This is a genomic window from Pseudalkalibacillus decolorationis, assembly GCF_024609785.1.
GTDB classification, from domain to species: domain Bacteria; phylum Bacillota; class Bacilli; order Bacillales; family Fictibacillaceae; genus Pseudalkalibacillus; species Pseudalkalibacillus decolorationis.
Map to the genome: position 1 here is coordinate 80,039 of NZ_JANHJQ010000008.1, position 20,299 is coordinate 100,337.

The 20,299-nt window shown below is 37.7% G+C and carries 21 protein-coding genes; 12 read left to right on the forward strand and 9 right to left on the reverse strand.

Going from position 1 to position 20,299, the window contains the following annotated elements:
• The first annotated feature begins 70 nt into the window (after positions 1-70).
• On the forward strand, positions 71-1,300 hold the full coding sequence (locus tag NON16_RS09405; RefSeq protein ID WP_257348670.1) for a helix-turn-helix domain-containing protein: 1,230 nt from the start codon (positions 71-73) through the stop codon (positions 1,298-1,300).
• A 153-nt stretch (positions 1,301-1,453) separates the two neighbouring features.
• Here NON16_RS09405 and NON16_RS09410 read toward each other — a convergent pair whose 3' ends face one another.
• From NON16_RS09410 to NON16_RS09425, 4 genes are all read right to left on the reverse strand, one after another.
• A complete protein-coding gene (locus tag NON16_RS09410; protein WP_257348672.1) occupies positions 1,454-3,118 on the reverse strand; it encodes a M4 family metallopeptidase in 1,665 nt (554 codons plus the stop codon).
• A gap of 115 nt (positions 3,119-3,233) precedes the next feature.
• Entirely contained in the window at positions 3,234-3,827 is a 594-nt protein-coding gene (locus NON16_RS09415) for a CalY family protein (RefSeq protein ID WP_257348674.1), read from the reverse strand.
• An 89-nt stretch (positions 3,828-3,916) separates the two neighbouring features.
• Positions 3,917-4,474 carry a signal peptidase I SipW gene (gene sipW, locus NON16_RS09420; RefSeq protein ID WP_257348676.1) on the reverse strand — a complete coding sequence of 186 codons (558 nt, stop codon included), beginning with the start codon at positions 4,472-4,474 and terminating at the stop codon, positions 3,917-3,919.
• 13 nt (positions 4,475-4,487) lie between these two features.
• Positions 4,488-5,300 carry a DUF4047 domain-containing protein gene (locus NON16_RS09425; RefSeq protein ID WP_257348678.1) on the reverse strand — a complete coding sequence of 271 codons (813 nt, stop codon included), beginning with the start codon at positions 5,298-5,300 and terminating at the stop codon, positions 4,488-4,490.
• A 596-nt stretch (positions 5,301-5,896) separates the two neighbouring features.
• On the opposite strand from NON16_RS09425, the gene NON16_RS09430 reads away from it, so the two are divergent.
• The 8 genes from NON16_RS09430 to NON16_RS09465 all read left to right on the forward strand — a co-directional run bounded on the left by NON16_RS09430 (position 5,897) and on the right by NON16_RS09465 (position 12,724).
• Positions 5,897-6,211, forward strand: a complete 315-nt coding sequence (locus tag NON16_RS09430) for a PadR family transcriptional regulator (RefSeq protein WP_257348679.1) — start codon at positions 5,897-5,899, stop codon at positions 6,209-6,211.
• 16 nt (positions 6,212-6,227) lie between these two features.
• Entirely contained in the window at positions 6,228-6,881 is a 654-nt protein-coding gene (locus tag NON16_RS09435) for a hypothetical protein (RefSeq protein WP_257348680.1), read from the forward strand.
• Positions 6,882-7,709, forward strand: a complete 828-nt coding sequence (locus NON16_RS09440) for an undecaprenyl-diphosphate phosphatase (protein ID WP_257348681.1) — start codon at positions 6,882-6,884, stop codon at positions 7,707-7,709.
• Between the two features lie 344 nt (positions 7,710-8,053).
• On the forward strand, positions 8,054-8,428 hold the full coding sequence (locus tag NON16_RS09445; RefSeq protein ID WP_257348682.1) for a MarR family winged helix-turn-helix transcriptional regulator: 375 nt from the start codon (positions 8,054-8,056) through the stop codon (positions 8,426-8,428).
• 268 nt (positions 8,429-8,696) lie between these two features.
• Positions 8,697-9,650, forward strand: coding sequence for an ABC transporter permease (locus NON16_RS09450; protein ID WP_257348683.1), 954 nt, complete (start codon positions 8,697-8,699; stop codon positions 9,648-9,650).
• The gene (locus NON16_RS09455; RefSeq protein ID WP_257348684.1) at positions 9,640-10,587 is read left to right on the forward strand and encodes an iron chelate uptake ABC transporter family permease subunit; all 948 of its coding nucleotides are present in this window, start codon (positions 9,640-9,642) and stop codon (positions 10,585-10,587) included. Before NON16_RS09450 ends, NON16_RS09455 begins: the two co-directional genes overlap by 11 nt.
• Positions 10,584-11,342 (forward strand): iron ABC transporter ATP-binding protein, encoded by a 759-nt coding sequence (locus NON16_RS09460; protein WP_257348685.1) that lies wholly within the window; start codon positions 10,584-10,586, stop codon positions 11,340-11,342. The genes NON16_RS09455 and NON16_RS09460 overlap by 4 nt, the downstream gene beginning before the upstream one ends.
• A gap of 428 nt (positions 11,343-11,770) precedes the next feature.
• On the forward strand, positions 11,771-12,724 hold the full coding sequence (locus NON16_RS09465) for a siderophore ABC transporter substrate-binding protein (RefSeq protein ID WP_257348686.1): 954 nt from the start codon (positions 11,771-11,773) through the stop codon (positions 12,722-12,724).
• A 71-nt stretch (positions 12,725-12,795) separates the two neighbouring features.
• On the opposite strand, the gene NON16_RS09470 is transcribed toward NON16_RS09465, so the two are convergent.
• Complete coding sequence (locus tag NON16_RS09470) at positions 12,796-13,542, reverse strand: MerR family transcriptional regulator (protein ID WP_257348687.1); 747 nt, start codon at positions 13,540-13,542, stop codon at positions 12,796-12,798.
• 121 nt (positions 13,543-13,663) lie between these two features.
• On the opposite strand from NON16_RS09470, the gene NON16_RS09475 reads away from it, so the two are divergent.
• Positions 13,664-13,801, forward strand: a complete 138-nt coding sequence (locus tag NON16_RS09475) for a hypothetical protein (protein ID WP_257348688.1) — start codon at positions 13,664-13,666, stop codon at positions 13,799-13,801.
• Positions 13,802-13,898: 97 nt separating this feature from the next.
• Here the strand turns inward: NON16_RS09475 and NON16_RS09480 are convergent, their stop codons facing one another.
• The 4 genes from NON16_RS09480 to NON16_RS09495 form a co-directional block, all read right to left on the reverse strand.
• On the reverse strand, positions 13,899-14,723 hold the full coding sequence (locus NON16_RS09480; protein ID WP_257348689.1) for an MBL fold metallo-hydrolase: 825 nt from the start codon (positions 14,721-14,723) through the stop codon (positions 13,899-13,901).
• A 533-nt stretch (positions 14,724-15,256) separates the two neighbouring features.
• Positions 15,257-15,955, reverse strand: a complete 699-nt coding sequence (locus NON16_RS09485; RefSeq protein WP_257348690.1) for a nuclease-related domain-containing protein — start codon at positions 15,953-15,955, stop codon at positions 15,257-15,259.
• Between the two features lie 181 nt (positions 15,956-16,136).
• Complete coding sequence (locus tag NON16_RS09490; protein WP_257348691.1) at positions 16,137-16,892, reverse strand: AAA family ATPase; 756 nt, start codon at positions 16,890-16,892, stop codon at positions 16,137-16,139.
• A gap of 60 nt (positions 16,893-16,952) precedes the next feature.
• On the reverse strand, positions 16,953-17,588 hold the full coding sequence (locus NON16_RS09495) for a hypothetical protein (RefSeq protein WP_257348692.1): 636 nt from the start codon (positions 17,586-17,588) through the stop codon (positions 16,953-16,955).
• A 664-nt stretch (positions 17,589-18,252) separates the two neighbouring features.
• On the opposite strand from NON16_RS09495, the gene NON16_RS09500 reads away from it, so the two are divergent.
• Both NON16_RS09500 and NON16_RS09505 read left to right on the forward strand, forming a co-directional pair.
• Entirely contained in the window at positions 18,253-18,381 is a 129-nt protein-coding gene (locus NON16_RS09500; protein WP_257348693.1) for a hypothetical protein, read from the forward strand.
• Positions 18,382-18,494: 113 nt separating this feature from the next.
• A complete protein-coding gene (locus NON16_RS09505; protein WP_257348694.1) occupies positions 18,495-20,237 on the forward strand; it encodes an ABC transporter ATP-binding protein in 1,743 nt (580 codons plus the stop codon).
• The last annotated feature ends 62 nt before the right edge of the window (positions 20,238-20,299 follow it).

Sequence of the window (20,299 nt, forward strand, 5' to 3'; positions counted from 1 at the left end):
ATTCATTGCTTATTCTGTAGCTATTTACTTTTTTCACACTACTATATGTATGCTAAAAGGGGTTTTCAGCATGTACGAAGGCAAAATCATTAAATTTTACCGCGAAAGAGCCGGAATAACACAGGAACAGCTTGGGAAGGACATCTGCTCTGCAACTCATGTAAGTAAAATTGAACTTGGCCAAACTCACTATTCAAAGGATATTCTCAATCTCCTATCCAAACGTCTTAACATTCATATTGAACGAGAAATTGATTCATTTAAATCGATACAAAAACAATTGGAACAATGGCACGAAGCAATTATTATGCAGCGGAATCAAGAAATGGATCGCCTCGCATCCGAGTTGGAATCACGTGAGTTAATCCATATCTCAGATTACAAAAATCTTTACACACTTCTGCAAGCCAGATATCATTTTTCTAAAAACCAAGATCAACACGCGTTGAAATTTATTAAAAAAATTCAAAAGCTTGAACGTAAATTGTCATCCTATGAGCTTAACCTTCTTAACCACGTATTAGGAATTTATTATATAGGGAACCAAGAATTTCAAAAAGCAATTGAATCATTGAAATTAATTAAAGAGAATACTTATCAAAATACAGATTATTACTATCATCTCGCTATTTCCTACCATGCCAATAATTCAGATCTTATGGCTTATTCTTGTGCGGAGCAGGCTCTTCAGTTTTTTAGAAAAACGAATAATTTCCTTAGAGTCATAGATACAGAAATGTTATTACTGGTCATGCAAAGGAAAGACACAAATTACAATTTTAATGAACGTTTAAAAAAATTCGAATCGTTACTACAAAGCTGTGAACTATGTCACTCTTCAATTAGGAGGGCTACAATTTTACATAACTTAGCATATGAATATTACTGCTTGGGAGATTATGATAACGCAACAAGGCACTACCAGAATTCCATGAATTTGAAAGAAAAGAAAACGGGAACGTATTTAAATTCCTTAGAGGGTTATATTGAAGGTTCCATAAAAGGCAATTTATTATCTAGAAGTGAACTTTTACAGCTTACCGAAAAAGGATTATCGATTGCTGAAAAACTTAATGACCTGTTATACATTAACCTTTTTAAACTGCCACTATACAAAATCCAAGAAAAACACACTGTTTATTATCAATATTTAAGTGATCATGCGTTACCCTTCTTTAAAACGTATGGCCACTCGTTGTTAGTAAATCGATACGAAAAAGAAATGTTTCATTATTATTCTAAAACAGGTCAATTGGATAAGGCAGTAGACATAGCCCAGACCGTGATGAACGACAGATAATAAGAAAAGCGTAAGTGATGGAGCTAGACAGTACATTTAGGCAACAAAATTTCATACTCGTCATAGTTACCACAACTTATGAATTTTATAGGTAAACATTAAAAAAACGACACCGCCATTAAATCGGCAATGTCGTTTTTGTTTTCAGGAAGTTTATTGAACTCCTACAGCGTCGTAAGCTCCATTTACAGCTGCTACCTCAGCTGAATCTGCACCATAAAGATCTGTTGCTGCTTGAATAGCCGCTTGGCGCATCATGCTGAAGTCAGAGGTTGCTGTTAAGTATTTCGTAAGTGCTCGATAGTAGATATGTTCAGTTGCTTCACGTCCAACACCTTCAACAGTAACATCATAGTGTGTTCCACCTTCAGAAACGAGGTAGGCTGCTTTGTTGTTGATACTAGAGTTAATGTGGACACCGCCATTATCTAATTCACCCGTATAGATTTTGCTATAATGGTCTGGATATGGACCTGTGATGCCGTTTGTATATGAAGCAGGATCCTTTAATGTACGCAATGCATCTCCTTCAACTCCAGGAGTGTATATATCCTCACCTAGCTTCCAGTCCTCACGGTCGACCATGGTACCCATAATATCTGATAATGATTCATTCAATGCTCCTGATTCATCTTGATATACTAACCCTGCAGTAACATCCGTTACAGCATGTGTGAGTTCATGAGCGATGACATCTTTACTGCCAGATAATGGAATGAATACTTCCCCATCACCATCACCATACATCATTTGCTTGCCATTCCATGCTGCATTGTTCCAACCATCTCCTACATGTACAGAAGAGATAAGTTTTGCACCTGCATCATCGTAGGAGTCTCGTCCGAATGTTTCTTTATAATAATCGTATACGTCCGCTGCATTGACTTGTGCAGAGACTGCCGCAGGATCAGAGAAAAATTTATGTCCACTCGTGATCTCTTCTCCAGTATATCCAAATAATTGGGAAAGGAGATTAAAAATAAACGGGCTCATATTCTGTGCATGAAACGTATGGATACCTTCACCACGAGTTCCATCGAACAAATAATATTGTTGGTCATCTCCTTGAGTCACTTGAAACTTAGCCTTTTCCCCATGAACATCTTTTCCGAAGCCGGTAACTTGATCGATTTCATTTATTTTATCTACAACATTACCGTTCTGTGCGTCAATAAAATAGTGCCAGTAGCCTGGTTTAGGTTCAGATGTCGATGCTTTTACAAGATAAGTAAGATAATATTTGTCACCTTTTTCGTAGATATAGAGTTCTTTACTGATATCTCCATCATAAGACTCTACCTTACCAATTTCCGATTCAATGGCTTCTTTTGCAATTTCCACTGCCTTTTTACCTGAAATCGAAGCTTTTGTTGGAATCTCCTTATCTTTCAAGTTAGGAACAACTTGTCCAAAATAAGCAGTAACCTGGTCCTTATCATTTAATGTAATTGTTTGATCGGAACCGTAAACTGGAATTCCCTCATGTTGCTCAACGAGACGGAGGTGATGTGTTCCGTTTTCCTTGTCCGTTGACTTCTTGACAACTTTAAAATGTTGTTTCATATTACCCTCTAGTTTAAACAGTTCACTCTTTGCATTTAGAAATGCGAATACGATCTCTTCTTCACTTAGTGGACTTGATTTTGCAATCGATGGAAGTTTTGGAGCTTCCCAGTTCCCGATAATGTAAGATGGTGTTTTCAATTCTTTGTTATACTGAATTTTATCGGCTTGATCTTGTGCGGATGCACCCGTTGCTGCAAACCCTCCAAGTGCAATCGATAACGCCATCGTTGAATAGATTACTTTTCTTTTCAATGAGCTCACTCTCCTATTTTAGTGGATTTATAGACTCACCCTTCTAACTGACTACCATCCCCAAAAAAAATTGCTATTTATGGACTAGCTTAAAAAGTTATTCTTATATATGTTGTTATTTCTCTTCGCCTTCTGTTTGCGTAGCATTAAACGTCCATTCAAGCTCAAGTCCATCACCTTGGAAGATGTTTTGGTCTTGTTCATTATCGACGAATTCGAATTCTACCCATAATTCGTTTGTATTACCTGCATCAAGACCGCCATGCTGTTCCCACATCGGATCCCATATGTCTTTTTTAACAACATCTGGATCCATATTCTTCAGCTCATACAAGGTTGTTTCGAAAATGGGCTCACTTTCTTTATCCCAGTTCCACATGAAATTCACCTTTATGTGCTTACCTAGATCAGCACCAGCATTGTTACCCTCTGCATCTACTACACTATAGTTTGTTAGTAGATCCACTGCTTTAATATCAAGAGTACCGTTGTTGGTTAAGACAAACTCGCGTACCATCGTGTCACCTGGTTTTAGATTGTTAACGTCTATAATGGTTGTCGGATCAACAGATAGATCTAATGTACCTGCTGCAAACGTATTGTTCGTTACCTCTGTGTCGCTAAAGTATGCGTATGTTCCCCCACCAATTAGCGATAAACCAAGGGATGCTGTCAATACACTCATGCCAAATTTTTTCTTAAGACTCATTACAACTTCCTCCTCTTACGAATTTTTTATTAAACTCTTATGTATTTAGGAATGCATAAGAAGGATAACCAAATGTTCTGAAAAACCCATTAAGTAGATTGACTTGTTTTCTTCCCATCAATCTCTCGAATAGCTTTATAGACTGAAAAGATCGAGTAGAGAACAAGGATTACACCAGGAACGACTAAGAGCAGTGCTGCCCCAGCTTTAGAGTTTGCATAGTTTAGTAGATAACCAACATAAGGAATCGTAAATTCTGTGTATTTACCAATTACATTCTGTGATAGAACGGGGTCTAAATCGGCTCCATCGTTATTATCACCTTTTGTGGTGTACATCATCTTTCCATTTACCTGCTCCACTTCAATGATTCTATGTGTAATGATTTTGTCGTCTTTATCCCTAAATGTAATTACATCGCCTTTATCATACTTCGAACTGCTTTCCGCGGGTTTTATTGCAATGATTGAGCCAGTCTGGAAGGTAGGTTCCATTGAGCCTGAGAGTACTGTTTTCAATTGATAGCCGAATATCGTCGGTTCGCCACCACTAGCTTTCGAAGATATGACTGCAAAGGCAAAGATAAGCATGACACCGATTATTACAAAAGAAATGAGGCTGCTAATAATCTTTAACGCTTTTTTCACTGGAATCCCCCTTTTATTCTGCGGCGACTGGATCTTTTTCAGTAGGCTTTGTTTGTTCTTCAGGTGGCTGTATGTCTGAATCTTGTTTGGCCGAACCACTCACGGGTCGTTTTGGTGATTCTTTGTTTGTCTTTTCCGTAGATTCGTCGGTAGTCTGTTCAGATGATTCTTTGGTAGATTGCTCGGTTTGTGGTAATGTCTTTTCTGAAGTTGTTGAAGGTTGTTCTGCTGTATCAGATGGTGAATCTTGTTGAGATCGTTTTGTCTTCCCGGTATCTGATTGAGACTTTTTCGATTCAGTTGAGTCTTGCTTCTTTTTCTTCACTTTATCTTTTAAAACGTCTATTAAGTGATCGATTTCTTGAAAATCTATTTGTGTCTTGGAATCAGTGTAAAGTTGCTTAATTACGCTATAACCAGTTTGTACATACTCTAGTTGACTATTTCCCGTACCATCTTTTAGGGCAATCTCTACATCCTTTTTTGCTGTTTTCGAATACTGTCTCATCTCGTCAAAAATTGCTTTTAATGATTGTTTATTTTGTTTTAGTTGTTTTTTTACTTTTTTTAATTGATCCACCTGTGTTGCTGCTTCGTTTCCGGATAAATCAGCTGTGGTGTGGAGAGCTTGGTCATATGTATCATTCATGCCTTTCGCTAGATCCCTTGCTTCCTTAACGAAGTGGCTAACTGTCTCAGGAAAAACAACTGCAGTATTGATCGTTGAGCCTCTCATTTCTCTCTCGAAAAATTGGGCTTCTGTTTCGGTTACGATAGCTGCAGATAGATAGAATGTCATACAGCATAAACTTACTAAGGCTGCCATTTTACTCACTTTTCTGAATTTTATGGAGACTAGTGTGCGATTAAAGAAGTGCTTCACATTTTCACCTGCATTTCTTTGTTCTACGTTAAGAAAGTATAAAAATACTTTCTATAGTATAAGCGCAACTACGGCGATCACCGGCGCTAAGGCTTGGTGCTAGCCAAGTTTTCTTTACAAATAGTTGGGATGACGCTTATCCCGTTCCCCTACAAAAAGGATAAACCTTATATCCTGTAATTGTAAATCGGGGGAATATATTGTAATCACCTGTAGTAAACCGTCGGTAATTAGGATTAATAAAGTAGAATAGTTGACCTTAAATTCGTATCCGCAAAATTTCGACTTTATTCTATCCGATGAAAGAACTATACAAATCCCCCGATTGGGCATAATATCCTGCCAGTTGCAGGTAACTATCGCCTCATATAAAAGAGAAACTTAAAAGGCACAATGACAATCAAGTTTTTACTCAAATTGCGAAAAGAATAAGTTCTTGTTTAATCAAAAGAATTACCTTGCATTATTAAGTATTCTATTTTATAGTATTAATTGTTAAGTACTTAGTATTATTAAGTAATTATTCGGAGGTCCTGAGTTTGAATAAAGAAATGCTGAAAGGCACGATCGACCTTCTCATTCTTTCCTTGCTAATCGAAAAGGACAACTACGGATATGAAATTTCGCGCGATTTAAAGGAGAGAACGGAAGGCGTTTTTGAAGTGCAAGAAGCCACTTTGTATTTATCCTTGAAACGCCTCGAAAAGCACCAATCGATTGAATCCTACTGGGGAAGTGAAACACAGGGCGGAAGAAGGAAATATTATCGAATAACTGAAGAAGGAATGGAGCGATTGCAGCAAATCAAGCAGGATTGGAAGCAAATAGCTGAGATCGTTGCCAAATTTGTTTAGGGAGGGCATAATGCAGATGAATCCACTACGAAAAAAGATTTTCAGTTTAAAGGATATTACATATAGCTGGATACTCATAGTTTCCGTCCTGCTTTTCATCGTTACAATGTATTTAGACCTCTATAATGATCCAACGAGTGTCCAAGTTCTACCTATGGGAAGTTATTTACTTGCTTTTCTCATTGCCGTTTTGTGGGGTGTCCTGAACTATATTGGACATATCCGAATTAATGCTATGCACCAGAAATACAATGATATACAAGCTTTTGTAAGCAATCTCGTGTTGGACAATGAGGAGAAACTTGAGCTTCAAGCCTATTTAGAGGATTTTTCCCGCGATTTAGTTAGCAAAGGATTAAGCAAGCACGACTCCGATAAAGAAGCAATCCAACAATTTAAAGTAGAAGAATTCAACTCACTATCAAAAAATACAACACTTTTTAATCTGCATGCTCACTATTATTTATGGGGTTACGTTTGTATCACTTTGATTTCGTTTACCTGTTTATTCTTGTTTTCAGAAATGGTATTCTTATCTTCGTTGATTATAAATGTATTGATCGCAACATTTTTTTGTTATGGGGTTGGCCTTGGAGGTATGTTTTTCCTTTATAAATTGTTTGATGCAATGTTATACAAAAATGTACATGTTGAAAAAGGAGATTTATAGATGAACATTTGGGAATTATTTGTTGGTTTTATACTCGGGGTTGTTGAAGGATTAACCGAATTTGCCCCAGTCTCTTCTACAGGACACATGATTATCGTCGATGACTTATGGCTACATTCGAAGGATTTAATTGGGAAGTACACGGCCAATACGTTCAAGGTTGTTATCCAGCTCGGATCGATTTTAGCCGTCGTCATTATTTTCAAAGATCGCTTTATTAATATGCTTCATCTCAATAAAAAGGCGGTTCCAGTTGCACAAAACAAGCTGAAATTGTCACATGTCATTGTCGGTATCATTCCAGCAGGGGTGATCGGCTTCTTATTTGAGGACTATATTGATGAGCACCTTTTCTCAGTTGAAACCGTGATAATTGGTCTGTTTATGGGGGCAATCCTGATGATTATTGCCGACCGGTATAATAAGAAAAAGAAAGCCGTTACCGAAACCGTTGATAAAATGTCATACAAGCAAGCACTTGGAATGGGCTTATTTCAATGTATCGGATTATGGCCAGGATTCTCAAGGTCTGGCTCCACAATGTCCGGTGGTGTGTTGCTCGGAATGGGTCACCGCGCATCTGCAGACTTCACGTTTATTATGGCTGTACCAGTTATGGCTGGAGCTAGTGGACTATCACTTATCAAAAACTGGCAGTATTTCACGATTGACGCCCTGCCATTCTTTATTGTTGGATTTATAAGTGCATTCATCTTTGCGCTCATTTCGATCCGCTTTTTCTTAAAACTAATCGATCGCGTCAAGCTTGTACCGTTTGCCATTTACCGAATGATCATCGCAGCATTGATTTACATTTTATACTTCTAAAATGTAAGAAAAGCGCAAGCGCCCTGCTTAGCCACGAAGGTCACTGGAAGACCGACGAGGAGGCCCGGTCCAAACAAGTTCGGCCCTGCGTGGGAATATACATGTTGTAAACCAGTGTGTTGCCGCCACGGGAGGCCTGAAGTGATCCAAGTGGTTGGGCGCTGAAGCTGGACATTACATCCATGCCGCAAACTTTTATACTTTCTTAACGTGTGAAAAGGAGCAAAGTAGATTGCTACTTCTGTTCCTTTTTTCACAAAAGTAGAGGAGAGATTATCATTAATAATAAACAATATTATTTGGATGACTCACTTGGCTATAAGTTATTTCATGCTTCGCGATTAATGAACAGCAGGTTAAATCAAAATTTTGACAGCAATGGTTATCCAGTTACATATGAACAATGGCAAATATTGAGTCGACTATATGAAGAGGATGGTCAAACACAAAATCAAATAGCGCTATTAATTGAAAGGGATCAAGCAAGTGTTTCACGATTAATTGATAATATGGTTAAACGGCAACTAGTTAAGCGAGTCCCTCATCCCCATGATCGGCGTATTAAACACATTTTTTTAACTGAGGAAAGTAAACATATGCAGAGGGAACTTGAGGAACTAGCATTAAAGACAATTTCAAAAGCATCTGACCACATACACCAAGAAGATTTAGAGACTTGTTTAAGGGTACTTGATCAAATTAGAAAGAATTTCAAATAACTTTTATCCCCTTCTTCAAAGAAACGATAAAAACAAGTAAACTCCTTCTTTCTTTAATTTTTAAAAACTCATTGACAATGCGAATGAAAATCGTTATCATTTACGTTAGAAAATAGTTAGCAATTAAATTTTTTTGAGAATAAACTTGTTTAAACAAGTAACTGTTTAGTGGTTTAAATCACTAAATTTTTTATTACTTCTAATTGAGAATGATTATCTTTACCTGCACCTGTCCCCTACCCTTTTATTTAGTTAGGAAGAGAGATTTATGAAACTAGTGTATTTAGTAATTTTACTTATTGTTTTATCCATTACATCCCTCTTTATTGGGGTATCGAATGTATCACCTTTAGACATTTTCAATTTAAGTGAAGATCAAATTGAAATTTTGCTCATTAGTAGAATACCCAGATTAATTAGTATTTTAATAGCCGGTATGAGTATGAGTATTGTTGGTCTAATTATGCAGCAGCTAAGTAGAAATAAATTCGTTTCCCCAACCACTGCTGGAACAATCGATTCTGCTAGATTAGGAATTTTAGTTGCGTTGATTCTATTCCCTTCAGCTGGAATGCTCGAAAAGATGGGGATTGCCTTTACTTTCGCATTGCTCGGAACCTTTATATTTATGAAAATCTTAGATCACATCAAATTTAAAGATGCGATCTTTATCCCGCTCGTTGGTCTCATGTTTGGTAATATTGTAGGCTCTTTGACAACGTTTTTCGCCTATAAATATGATCTCATTCAGAGTATTGGTTCATGGCTGCATGGTGATTTTTCAATGATTCTCAAAGGAAGGTATGAGCTTTTATACTTCAGCATACCTGCCGTAATCATTGCTTACATATTCGCAAACCGCTTTACTATAGCTGGAATGGGTGAAGATTTTTCGACCAATTTAGGTCTGAAATATAAACAAGTAGTAAATATCGGCTTAATTATTGTAGCTCTCGTATCTTCTGTAGTTGTACTTACAGTAGGTACCTTACCTTTCTTAGGTCTGATCATTCCAAATATCGTTACAATTTATCAAGGTGATAATCTAAAAAACAGTTTGTACCATACCGCTATATTGGGGGCTGTTTTCGTATTATTTTGCGATATCCTTGGTCGAACAATCATCTTCCCATATGAGGTTTCTATCGGACTAACCGTTGGTGTGATTGGAAGCGGCATTTTTCTTTATTTACTCATAAGGAGAAGAGCACATGGGTTATAAAACTAAGATTTTCATTCTCGCTATTTTATCAATTGTATTAACGTCTTTATTCTTATTTTGGGACATTGGAGATCATTGGGAATACATTCTTCCGAGAAGGACAGAAAAGATATTTGCAATCATACTAACTGGAAGTTGTATCGCTTTTTCAACGATCGTTTTTCAAACGATTACAAACAATCGAATATTGACACCAAGTTTAATCGGATTAGATTCGCTCTATATGTTGATACAGACAGCAATTGTTTTCTTATTTGGTAGTACTACCCTTGCCATGATGGAACGTGAACAACATTTTATTCTATCGGTTGGATTGATGGTATTGTTCGCTTTACTTTTGTTTAAATTCATCTTTAAAAAAGGTGGCCGCCAAATTTATTTTCTTTTACTAATTGGAATCATAATGGGAACATTTTTTGAAAGTATTTCTTCTTTCATGCAAGTACTCATCGACCCCAATGAATTCTTAGTCGTTCAAGATTCAATGTTCGCCAGTTTTAATAATGTGAATACGGACCTACTTGTTATATCAGTAATATTGATCATTTTGGTCTCCCTTTATTTCATTAGGTTCGTTAAGTATCTTGATGTAATTTCCCTTGGCAGAGATCACGCACTAAATTTAGGTGTGAACTATGCTTCCGTCGTTCAACAGCTATTGATTGTGATCGCTATTCTCGTATCCATCTCAACTGCTTTAGTAGGACCGATTACATTTTTAGGACTACTAGTAGCAAATGTTGCTCACGAGTTTTTACGAACATACCGGCATTCCTATTTAATTATTGGGTCTATCTTAATAAGCATTGTTGCCCTTGTTGGAGGTCAATTGATTGTAGAAAGAGTGTTCACCTTCTCCACAACCGTAAGTGTGATCATTAATTTCATTGGTGGAGTTTACTTCATCTATTTACTTTTAAAGGAGAATAAATCGTGATAGAAGTAAAAAACATTTCAAAAACGTATGGAAAAAAGCGAGTTGTTGAGGATGTATCGATCAACATAGCCAAAGGGAAAATCACCTCTTTTATAGGTCCAAATGGGGCTGGTAAAAGTACGTTATTATCAATGGTCAGCCGGCTAATTCCAGGGGAGCAAGGCCACGTTCTTCTCGATGGCAAAAAGATTACGAAGTACAAAAACAATGAACTAGCAAAAACAATCTCTATCCTAAAACAGTCGAACAATGTAAATATTCGAATCACGATTCGTGAGCTGATCAGCTTTGGACGGTTTCCCTATTCACAAGGCAGGCTTACATCAAAGGATTGGAAATACGTAGAAGAAGCGATTCAATATATGGAATTAGAAGAGCTGCAACATAAATTCATCGATGAATTAAGTGGTGGTCAATTACAAAGGGCTTATATCGCAATGGTAATTGCTCAGGACACAGATTATATTTTGTTGGATGAACCGCTGAATAATTTAGATATGAAACATTCGGTACAAATTATGAAATCATTGAGGAAGATGGTTGATGAACTAGGGAAAACGGTGGTCATCGTGATCCATGATATTAATTTTGCCTCCTGCTATTCAGACTACATTGTTGCACTTAAAAATGGTGAAGTCATTAAGGAGGGTGATACAAATGAAATTATATCAAATGATGTATTAAAAGAAGTCTATGATATGGATTTTAAAATACAAAACATAGACGGAAATAGAATTTGTGTGTTTTTTACATGAATATAGAAATGGTGCTGGTCAGCTTCCCTAGGCAGCTGAAACAAGGAGGATTCGTCCCCTTTTTGTGCACATGATGCAGCTCGTGAGCATGAATAAGTACGATTCGTTTCCTTTCTATGCACAAGATGCAGCTGGCGGGTATGAGTAAGTGCGATTCGTTCCCTTTTTATGCACAAGATGCAGCTCGTGGGAACGAGTAAGTGCGATTCGTTCCCTTTTTATGCACAAGATGCAGCTTGTGGGCACGAATAAGTGAGATTCGTTCCCTTTTTATGCACAAGATGCAGCTCGTGGGAACGAATAAGGAGGATTCGTTCCCCTTTTGTGCACATGATCCAGCTGGCGGGCACGAATAAGTGCGATTCGTTCCTGTTTATGCAATGGTTGATTCAAAAGAGATCTTATTTAAAAATTTTAGGAGTGAGGATATGAAGAAAAATCTATTTTCAGCTTTACTTATTGCAATGGTATCAATTGTTTTGGCGGCATGCGGTTCATCATCAGAAACATCTAGTAAAGCAGCATCTTCTGGATCAAGTGAAGAAGAAATAACAATTAAACATGAATTAGGAGAGGCTGTAGTAAAGAAAAACCCTAAAAAGGTTGTTGTCTTTGATTTTGGAGCTTTAGATACGTTAGACAAGCTTGGTGTAGATGTTGCTGGGGTAGCAAAAAGCAGCACATTGCCTGAATATCTATCAAAATATGAAAGTGACCAATATGAAAATGTTGGAAGCTTAAAGGAACCAGATTTTGAAAAAATCTACAGTATGGAACCAGACTTAATTCTTATCTCTGGAAGGCAGTCATCCGCATATGAAGAGTTAAATGATATCGCCCCAACGGTATTTATTGGTGTAGATCATACAAATTACATGGAATCATTTAAAAACAATGTCAAGACATTAGCTAAGATTTTTGATAAAGAAGAGTTAGCTGAAAAAGAACTTACAAAAATCGATAAAAAAATTGATGCTTTAAATGAAAAAGTCTCCTCAAGCGATAAAAAGGGATTAATCACTCTAACTACTGGCGGCAAGGTGAGTGCATATGGTCCTGGTTCAAGATTCGGAATTATTCACGATGTATTCGGTGTAAAAGCAGCTGATAGAGACATCGAAGCTTCTAATCATGGCATGAGTATTACGTTTGAATATATTGCAAAAACAAACCCAGATTACCTTTTTGTTATCGATCGAGACAAAGTTGTTAGCGGAGAAGGTAATGCGAGTAAGGTGTTTGACAACGAGCTAGTAAATAAGACAAAAGCAGCACAAAATGACAAGATCATTTACTTAGATCCAGCTGTATGGTACCTTTCTGGTGGCGGTTTAACATCCGTTTCTGAAATGGTGAAGGAAGTAGAAGAGGGAATTAACTAACTTTCCTTTTTTAATGACTAAGGGATCTTAGGCAGCGGAATATAACTTGCTTAAGATCCCTTTTTATTCCATTATTTTTTATTATTATCTGCATAAACTGCCATGGTATCACGCATAAATTTCGCAAGCCCTTCACCAAACTGGTCAATGTTTTTTGTGAAGCGTTCGTCATCAACGTACATTTGACCCAACCCTTTGAATGCATCGAGTGAGTAATCACCCATGTTGTTCAGAAATTCATACCATTCTTTAATAGCCGCTTGTGCCTCCTCTGAGTCTGGTGAGCCATTACGAAGATCTGCAAGTTTTCGGTAGATGGCATTCATTTCATCTCCCATTACTTTTTGTTGATCTTTGGTCATGTTATTGATCTTGGCATTGGATTGGTCGACCGCCTCATCACCCCACCGCTCACGTGCTTCTTTTTCATATGGATTATGACTAAAATCAAACCCTTCAAACTTTGCTTTGTTCGACATTTGAATTTCTCCTTTCGTGTGTTGGATTGTATTATCAATTGTCGTAATCATTTTATCGAGACGACTCCGTTTCTCAAGCAACATTTTCCGATGTAACTCTAGCGCCTCCTGCCGATCAAATGAAGGACTACTGATAATTTCAATAATTTTCTTTAAAGGGAAGCTAAGCTCTTTGAAAAATAAGATCTGTTGTAACGTCTCAAGATTCTCATCAGAATATAGCCGATAGCCTGACTCAGTTGTCTCGTCTGGGGTTAATAACCCGATTTCATCATAATGATGCAGTGTGCGCACACTAATTCCAACTAAATCTGCGACCTCTTTTACTCTCAATGTCATTGATGTAACCTCCCTTCACTAGTTACTATAAGGTATCACGTAACGTTAGAGTCAACAAAGAATTTAACTTTTTTTCATATAAAAACATATAGTATATTAAAAATGGTTAGGGAGATTATGTATGAGCTTTATTGGACCCCAGAACGGTGGTATTTACAACTATGTCTTTCCACTAGTTGGACTTGGAATCCTGCTCGCTGTTGTCATTGTCATTTTCACTTTGATTATCGTCACCAACTCACTAAAACTATTTTATTAAGCTAAAATATGGATAATCCAATCCCTCCAATAAAAAACTATCAACAGGCTTTTCATTCCATGTTGACAGTTTTTTTGTTTGATTATTACCATTCAACTTAGGTTTTAAAAAGTGTTCCTTGGAGGGCGCTGATGTATCTTTTTGCAGAACGCTGAACCGCTTCGTTTGCGTTCGTTTTTACAGTTTTATGGAAGGCATTGTAGATTCGGTGGAACTTTAGGTCCTTCACTCTTGCTGCAATATCCGCCACTTTTTTGGCAGGTAGTGGAATTTGATTCGGATAACTGTACATGAAACTAACCCACTCGGAATCCGCAACAACCTGAATAATGTCCCCCGTTATCAGAATTCCTCTGCCCGAATTCCCGTTTGGCCAATGCAAGACCGCTCCTCCTTTAAAATGACCGCCTAATCGATGCAGCGTTAACCCCCTAGTAAACTCTAATTGTTCATCTGACCAAAACTCGATTCGGTCACTCGGTTCCATCACCCACTCCTGGTCGTCCCGGTGAATATAAATGGGAGCATCGAATGTCTCTGCCCACTTCACTTGTGCGGAGTAATAATGCGGGTGAGAGAGGGCGATCGCATCAATGCCGCCAAGCTCATTGATTTTTCGGATCGTCTCCTGATCAAGATAAGTAATACAATCCCAAAGCACATTGGACCCATTTTCTCGTATAAGGTATGCTGTCTGTCCGATTCCAAAACTAGGAGTTGTCGTAATGCTGAAGAGATTTTCTTCCTCTTGAATGATTTCATTTTTAAAGTCACTGTTCGCTTGCATTACCTCAAGTGTCGTCCAATCTTGTCCCAACGGATTTACATACTGGCGCTCCTCCTTACAAATCCGACAAGATTCGGGCGGATGTTCACTCTCAGGATATTGGACTCCACAAGTGGTGCATATGTATTTTGACATTATCATTCACTCCCTAAATCGTTCTAATATTCTTTGTACTCTTAATCCTACTGAACTGTGAGTTGCAAAAAAAGGTTCCATTGTTGGAATCTCTCTACAACTTTGGTCTTAGTTAAGTGTTCGATAGTTTGTAAAATGTGGAATCGGGTCATCGCCTTCTTGCTACTTCCTTTAGGATAGATCATTTTTTGGTATATTCGAAAAATCATTGTGATATTTATGACCACACTTTACTTAACATTCACAAGGTCTATCTCATACTCTTGATACCCTCACAGATCGGAGTTGATACCGTTTACTGTTCGTTATACCATACCCAGCGTCTGGATAACCTTTTAATATTCTTTTGGCGACATCAGGTGAAGCAATACGTAAATAGTTTCGTGCTTCCCTGTTGGAGATCGTTGGAGAAATGACCAGAGAGTAGTCTTCTAAAGCTTTAATATGGGCATCCAGGGACTTGGAATTACAATACTGACACAGCCACATTTTTGGAACACGGAACATTGAGTATTTAAGGCAATTAGAACACTCTACTCCTGGTAGTAATCTGATTTTAGGATATTAAAGCGGTCGAGGATTTCCTGATCAAGTTCTGTGTGCAATTCTACGATTTTCTCGGAAATGTTCTTCAACTCTTTCATAGATCTCCTTCTTGTCTTATATTTTTCATCTAACTTCTGAATTCTATTGGGTAATACGGGGCTTGGCATTACTCTTTCTGAATAGCAAGATTGATCAGGTATATTAATTACAGTCCTTTCATTTGCAACTATCACTAGTCCTTCAATATAAATGGATGAGACACCATGGTGTTGTAACCATTTATTCAATTGATATTGTTGTCGTCCAATTTGGATTAATGGATCTGTAAAAGCCTCCTCCTTTCCATCTATTTGCCTTACTAACTGTCTGCTAGCACAGTTGAATGTGATAGTGCCAGAAATATTTCTCACCTCTAAAATCAAAAAATATTGTTTAGTAAGAATGAGGGTATCAATTTGAAAGAAGTGAGATCCATCAAAGAAGCGGATATCGTGAATGATAAAATAGTTCTTGGGAGAAAGAAAGCTTAATGGATAATCAATGGATTGTTCACTCTTGAATCCAGCTTGCATTCGATTCAAGGATTCTTTAACTGTGGAATGTTTCGGGTGTTCAGGGGGAATTCTTCTGTATAAGGCTTCTAACTTCTGTAATTGGAGAGGCTTTGTACGTTTTTTGAGAATCAAAAATTCACTTCCTTTTAAATAAATATTTCCTTAATCTTTTCTACGTAAAAAGTCTTAATCCTTTTAGAAATTGTTTAAATTGACCGAAAACGGGTGCCTCCAAGCGTTTGTCCGGCGCTTGAGACCGTTTGTCCAGCGCTTGAAGCTGTTTGTCCGGCGCTTGGAGCTGTTTGTCCAGTATTTATCGAAAAAGATGATGCAGTAACCGATCTTTATCTTCAAAGAACTGTTTCATAATCGAATAGTGACCTGTATCTTCTAGTGTTGTTGTGCTTATTCCCTCTTCTGTAAGCTGAATTATTTTTGCATCCGGGTAGGCCATGATTATCGGTGAATGTGTCGATATGATAAACTGCGAACCTTCATTAACTAGTTCATTGATTCTAGCTAGCATAGACATCTGCCTTAAAGGGGATAAAGCTGCTTCTGGTTCATCCAAAATATATATGCCTTTACCTTGAAATCGGTTTATAAATGCAGCAAAAAAGGACTCACCATGAGATTGTTCATGCAGTGATTTTCCACCAAAAGATTCTATGATTTTAGGTCCACAAGATGGTTCCTGGTCTAACTCTTCAATATTTGTTGCTAAATTATAAAACGTCTCCGCTCTAAGAAAAAAGCTATCTTTTGGTTTATTGACTCCCTTTACTAAGCGGAGGTATTCGTCTAAATTGGAATGCGAATCGTAATTAGAGAAGTTAAAATTCAATGTACCTCCTTCAGGATTAAACCCCATAGCAATTGCTATACCCTCAAGTAACGTGGACTTTCCCATTCCGTTCTCACCAACGATATAGGTTACATACGGATGTAAGGATAATTCCTGCAAATTCTTAATTACGGGTAAATTAAATGGAAAAGTATCAAATGAGGGTATCTGTTCCCTTTTCAAATAAAGACTTCTAATGTATTGATTTTCATGATCTAACATCATTAACCTTCAATCCTCTCGGAATATAGTACTCGTTTGGTACAATTTTAATAGATTCACTTTTTAACGTAACGGATATTTCAATTCTATTTCCTTCACATCTTTCAAAGCTTTATAGTACCAATAGTTATGGTCAGCACCATGAATGCAGAGGATTCTCTTTCCTGCGTTTTCTTTAACTACGTTCTTCACTCTTGCCGTCATGATAAAGTGCCTTATGTTCCAAACAATATTTTGAACGTCTGGATTGATTTCAAAGAGCCAATCATACATTTCACTCGTAACCTGGTCGTACTTTTTAGAATTCAGAGGAATTGAACCATCATTCCATGTTGCAAGTTGTTTCTCGTTCCACTGATATAACTCGGCTACCAGTCGTTGCTGCTCTCCCTCGGGAAACTTATCAAATGGTTCTTCATCAAACACATCGGGCTCAAACCAATTCACAGGTACAAACTTTATTCCACGTTCCTGGCATAATGGAAAGATCAAATTCGGATATTCATCTTGAGTTTCTCCTATGATTCCGTTCGGTTTCCCTTCTTCTATAAAAAGCTCCCAACTATCAGGGTGTACTTCCCCACAAATAACATCTGGATCAAATTCGAGAATAAATTCCTTTACTAGTGACAAAGGGTATTGATACTTCCTCTGCATTTCTTCATCGTGCGTCATTCCTAAAATGCCTACAATCGTCATCCAATCCCTCTTTCTTATCTTATAAAAAGTGATCCCTTACGTTTAAAATAATTTGCTTGTACTTTGTCTCGATTATAATAATCTATGAGTCTCCGCCCGCATCTTCTAGCGAAAACTTATGTTGTACTTTAATTGATAATGTTATATGGTAAGTTCCGATACTCACTGATACTGCCTTAAAAAAATGTTTTTTCTTTCAGCGGCAAGAGTCGAATTCTCCTGTCCAAAAAATAAGGCTGTTTCAAAAATGTTTTCCTATCCTACCTAGCGTTACACATAAAGTTACGATAAATAAGTTGTTTAATGATTGCCCAAATAAGGTGAGCAGATTGTTACATAATAACCATCTAAACTATAAATTAATTTTAAAATTAGCTAAATTATAGCATGTATTTTCTGTTGTGATTTCTTATCAATTGCTATGTTAGTTAATCCCGCCGAGGAAGTTATTTTCATTTTTAGCTTTTTTAAATCTTGCCTTTAATATGTATTTACCATTATTCACATTAAAATTTGAAGCCATTATAAGATCGAGCTGGTCATCCGATTTTTTTGTTGTATACTCTTTCCAAAAAGAAATAAAGTCATCTTACCGAATTATACGGTTCACTCCTACATAAAATCGTTTACAATGGAAGTATTAACATACAAGGAGGAAATTTACATGAAAAACATGACGAACCAAACCGTACAAACATATAAGGGTGGAACACTTTCTTATACGTTAGGAAGGTATAACTTTTCAACAAGAGGAAAAATCAAGGTTGAGGAAAAGTTTACGTCCCAGGTATAAGTACAACTAAGACTCAGCCTGCACAAAGGCTTGTCTTGCCAAGTTTACCTTAATTGTACACGGTGAACTCCCTTATATGTGTTTATTTAAATAACACAAAAAAGGGGTAAATCATGCGTTTTCCAATAAAAAAATTCTTCTCATATTATAAGCCGTATTTAAGATCATTTCTTACGGTATTGACCTGCGCTTTTATCATGTCTACTGTGGCTCTAGTATTTCCGCTGCTCGTTCGGCATATTACGAAAGATGTTCTGGATGGAGACTTGTCCACCGCACTAAGTGAAGTGTATTGGATTGGTGGGCTGATGCTTTTTTTGACTGTGATCCAAAGTCTCACGAACCACTTTGTGGACTACAAAGGGCATGAAATTGGGGCTCGTATGGAAAGTGATATGCGTAGCGAGCTGTTCGCGCACATGCAAAAGCTCTCCTTCAGCTTTTACGATAAGGAAAAGACGGGACAGCTCATGTCTCGAATTACAAACGATCTGTTACTGGTTTCCGAACTATATCACCACGGTCCAGAGGACTATCTCAAATATCTCGTCCGCTTTATCGGAGCGTTTGTCATTTTGCTCTTTATTAACGCACCATTAACGATTGCCGTATTCTGCTTTTTGCCATTCTTAGGTGTCTTTGCTTTATATTTTAATAAGATGTTGAACAAGGCTCTAAGAAGAAACAAAGAGCGAATTGGGGACGTAAACGCACAAGTGGAGGATAGTCTAGCAGGGATCCGCGTAGTTAAATCGTTTGCCAACGGTCACGTAGAGATCGAGAAGTTTAACCGAGAAAATGATCGTTTCCTTGATAGTCGAAAGAAAACGTATAAGGCAGAAGCGTACTTTTTCAATGGTGTTGAAACGTTTATCCAACTGATTACGATTACTGTTATTATCTTTGGCAGCGCCAGTATCGTCAACAACACGTTAGATTTAGCAGATTTGATCACTTTTTTACTGTATATCAGCTTTATGATTGAGCCGATTCAACGACTGACTCATATGAGTACGCAGTTCCAAGAAGGAATCACTGGCTTCCAGCGCTTTATAGAAATCATGAATCTGAAACCGTCAATCGAAAACAAACCGAATGCCGTAACACTGACAGAGGTACAAGGTAAAATTGAGTTCAAGCAAGTATCCTTCAGTTACGAAGATAATTTGGACAATGTCTTTGTAAACATGTCGCTTCAAGTACAACCAGGAGAGTATGTTGCGTTAGTTGGTCCATCTGGTGCGGGGAAAACTACATTATGCTCGCTCATCCCTCGCTTTTATGAGGTGAATGATGGGGAAGTGTTATTGGACGGGATCAACGTCCGTGATATTGACCTGCAATCCTTAAGAAACAGTATCGGAATTGTACAACAAGATGTTTACCTTTTCGGTGGAACGGTGATGGAAAACATTCGCTACGGCAATCCAACAGCGAGCGAAGAAGAGATTATTGCAGCAGCCAAGCACGCCAATGCCCATGACTTTATCATGAGCTTGCCGAATGGCTACCGAACCGAAATCGGCCAACGAGGTGTCAAACTGTCTGGGGGTCAAAAGCAGCGACTCAGTATCGCTCGGGTATTCTTAAAGAATCCACCAGTGCTTATTTTAGATGAGGCCACGAGTGCACTAGATAACGAGAGTGAAAGTATCATCAAGAAATCACTAGATTCGTTAGCTAAAGGACGTACGACTCTTGTTATTGCCCATCGCCTTTCGACAATCCGCAATGCCCAGCGGATTATCGTACTAACGGAGGACGGTATTGTGGAACAGGGTACGCACGATGCGTTACTTACACGTGATGGAGCATATGCAAACCTGTATTCCAAGCAGTTTGAATTACACGTATAAGCTCTTTGAACATAAAACGGCTTCTTATACCTTATAATTGAAAAACATCACTGACGGTAATC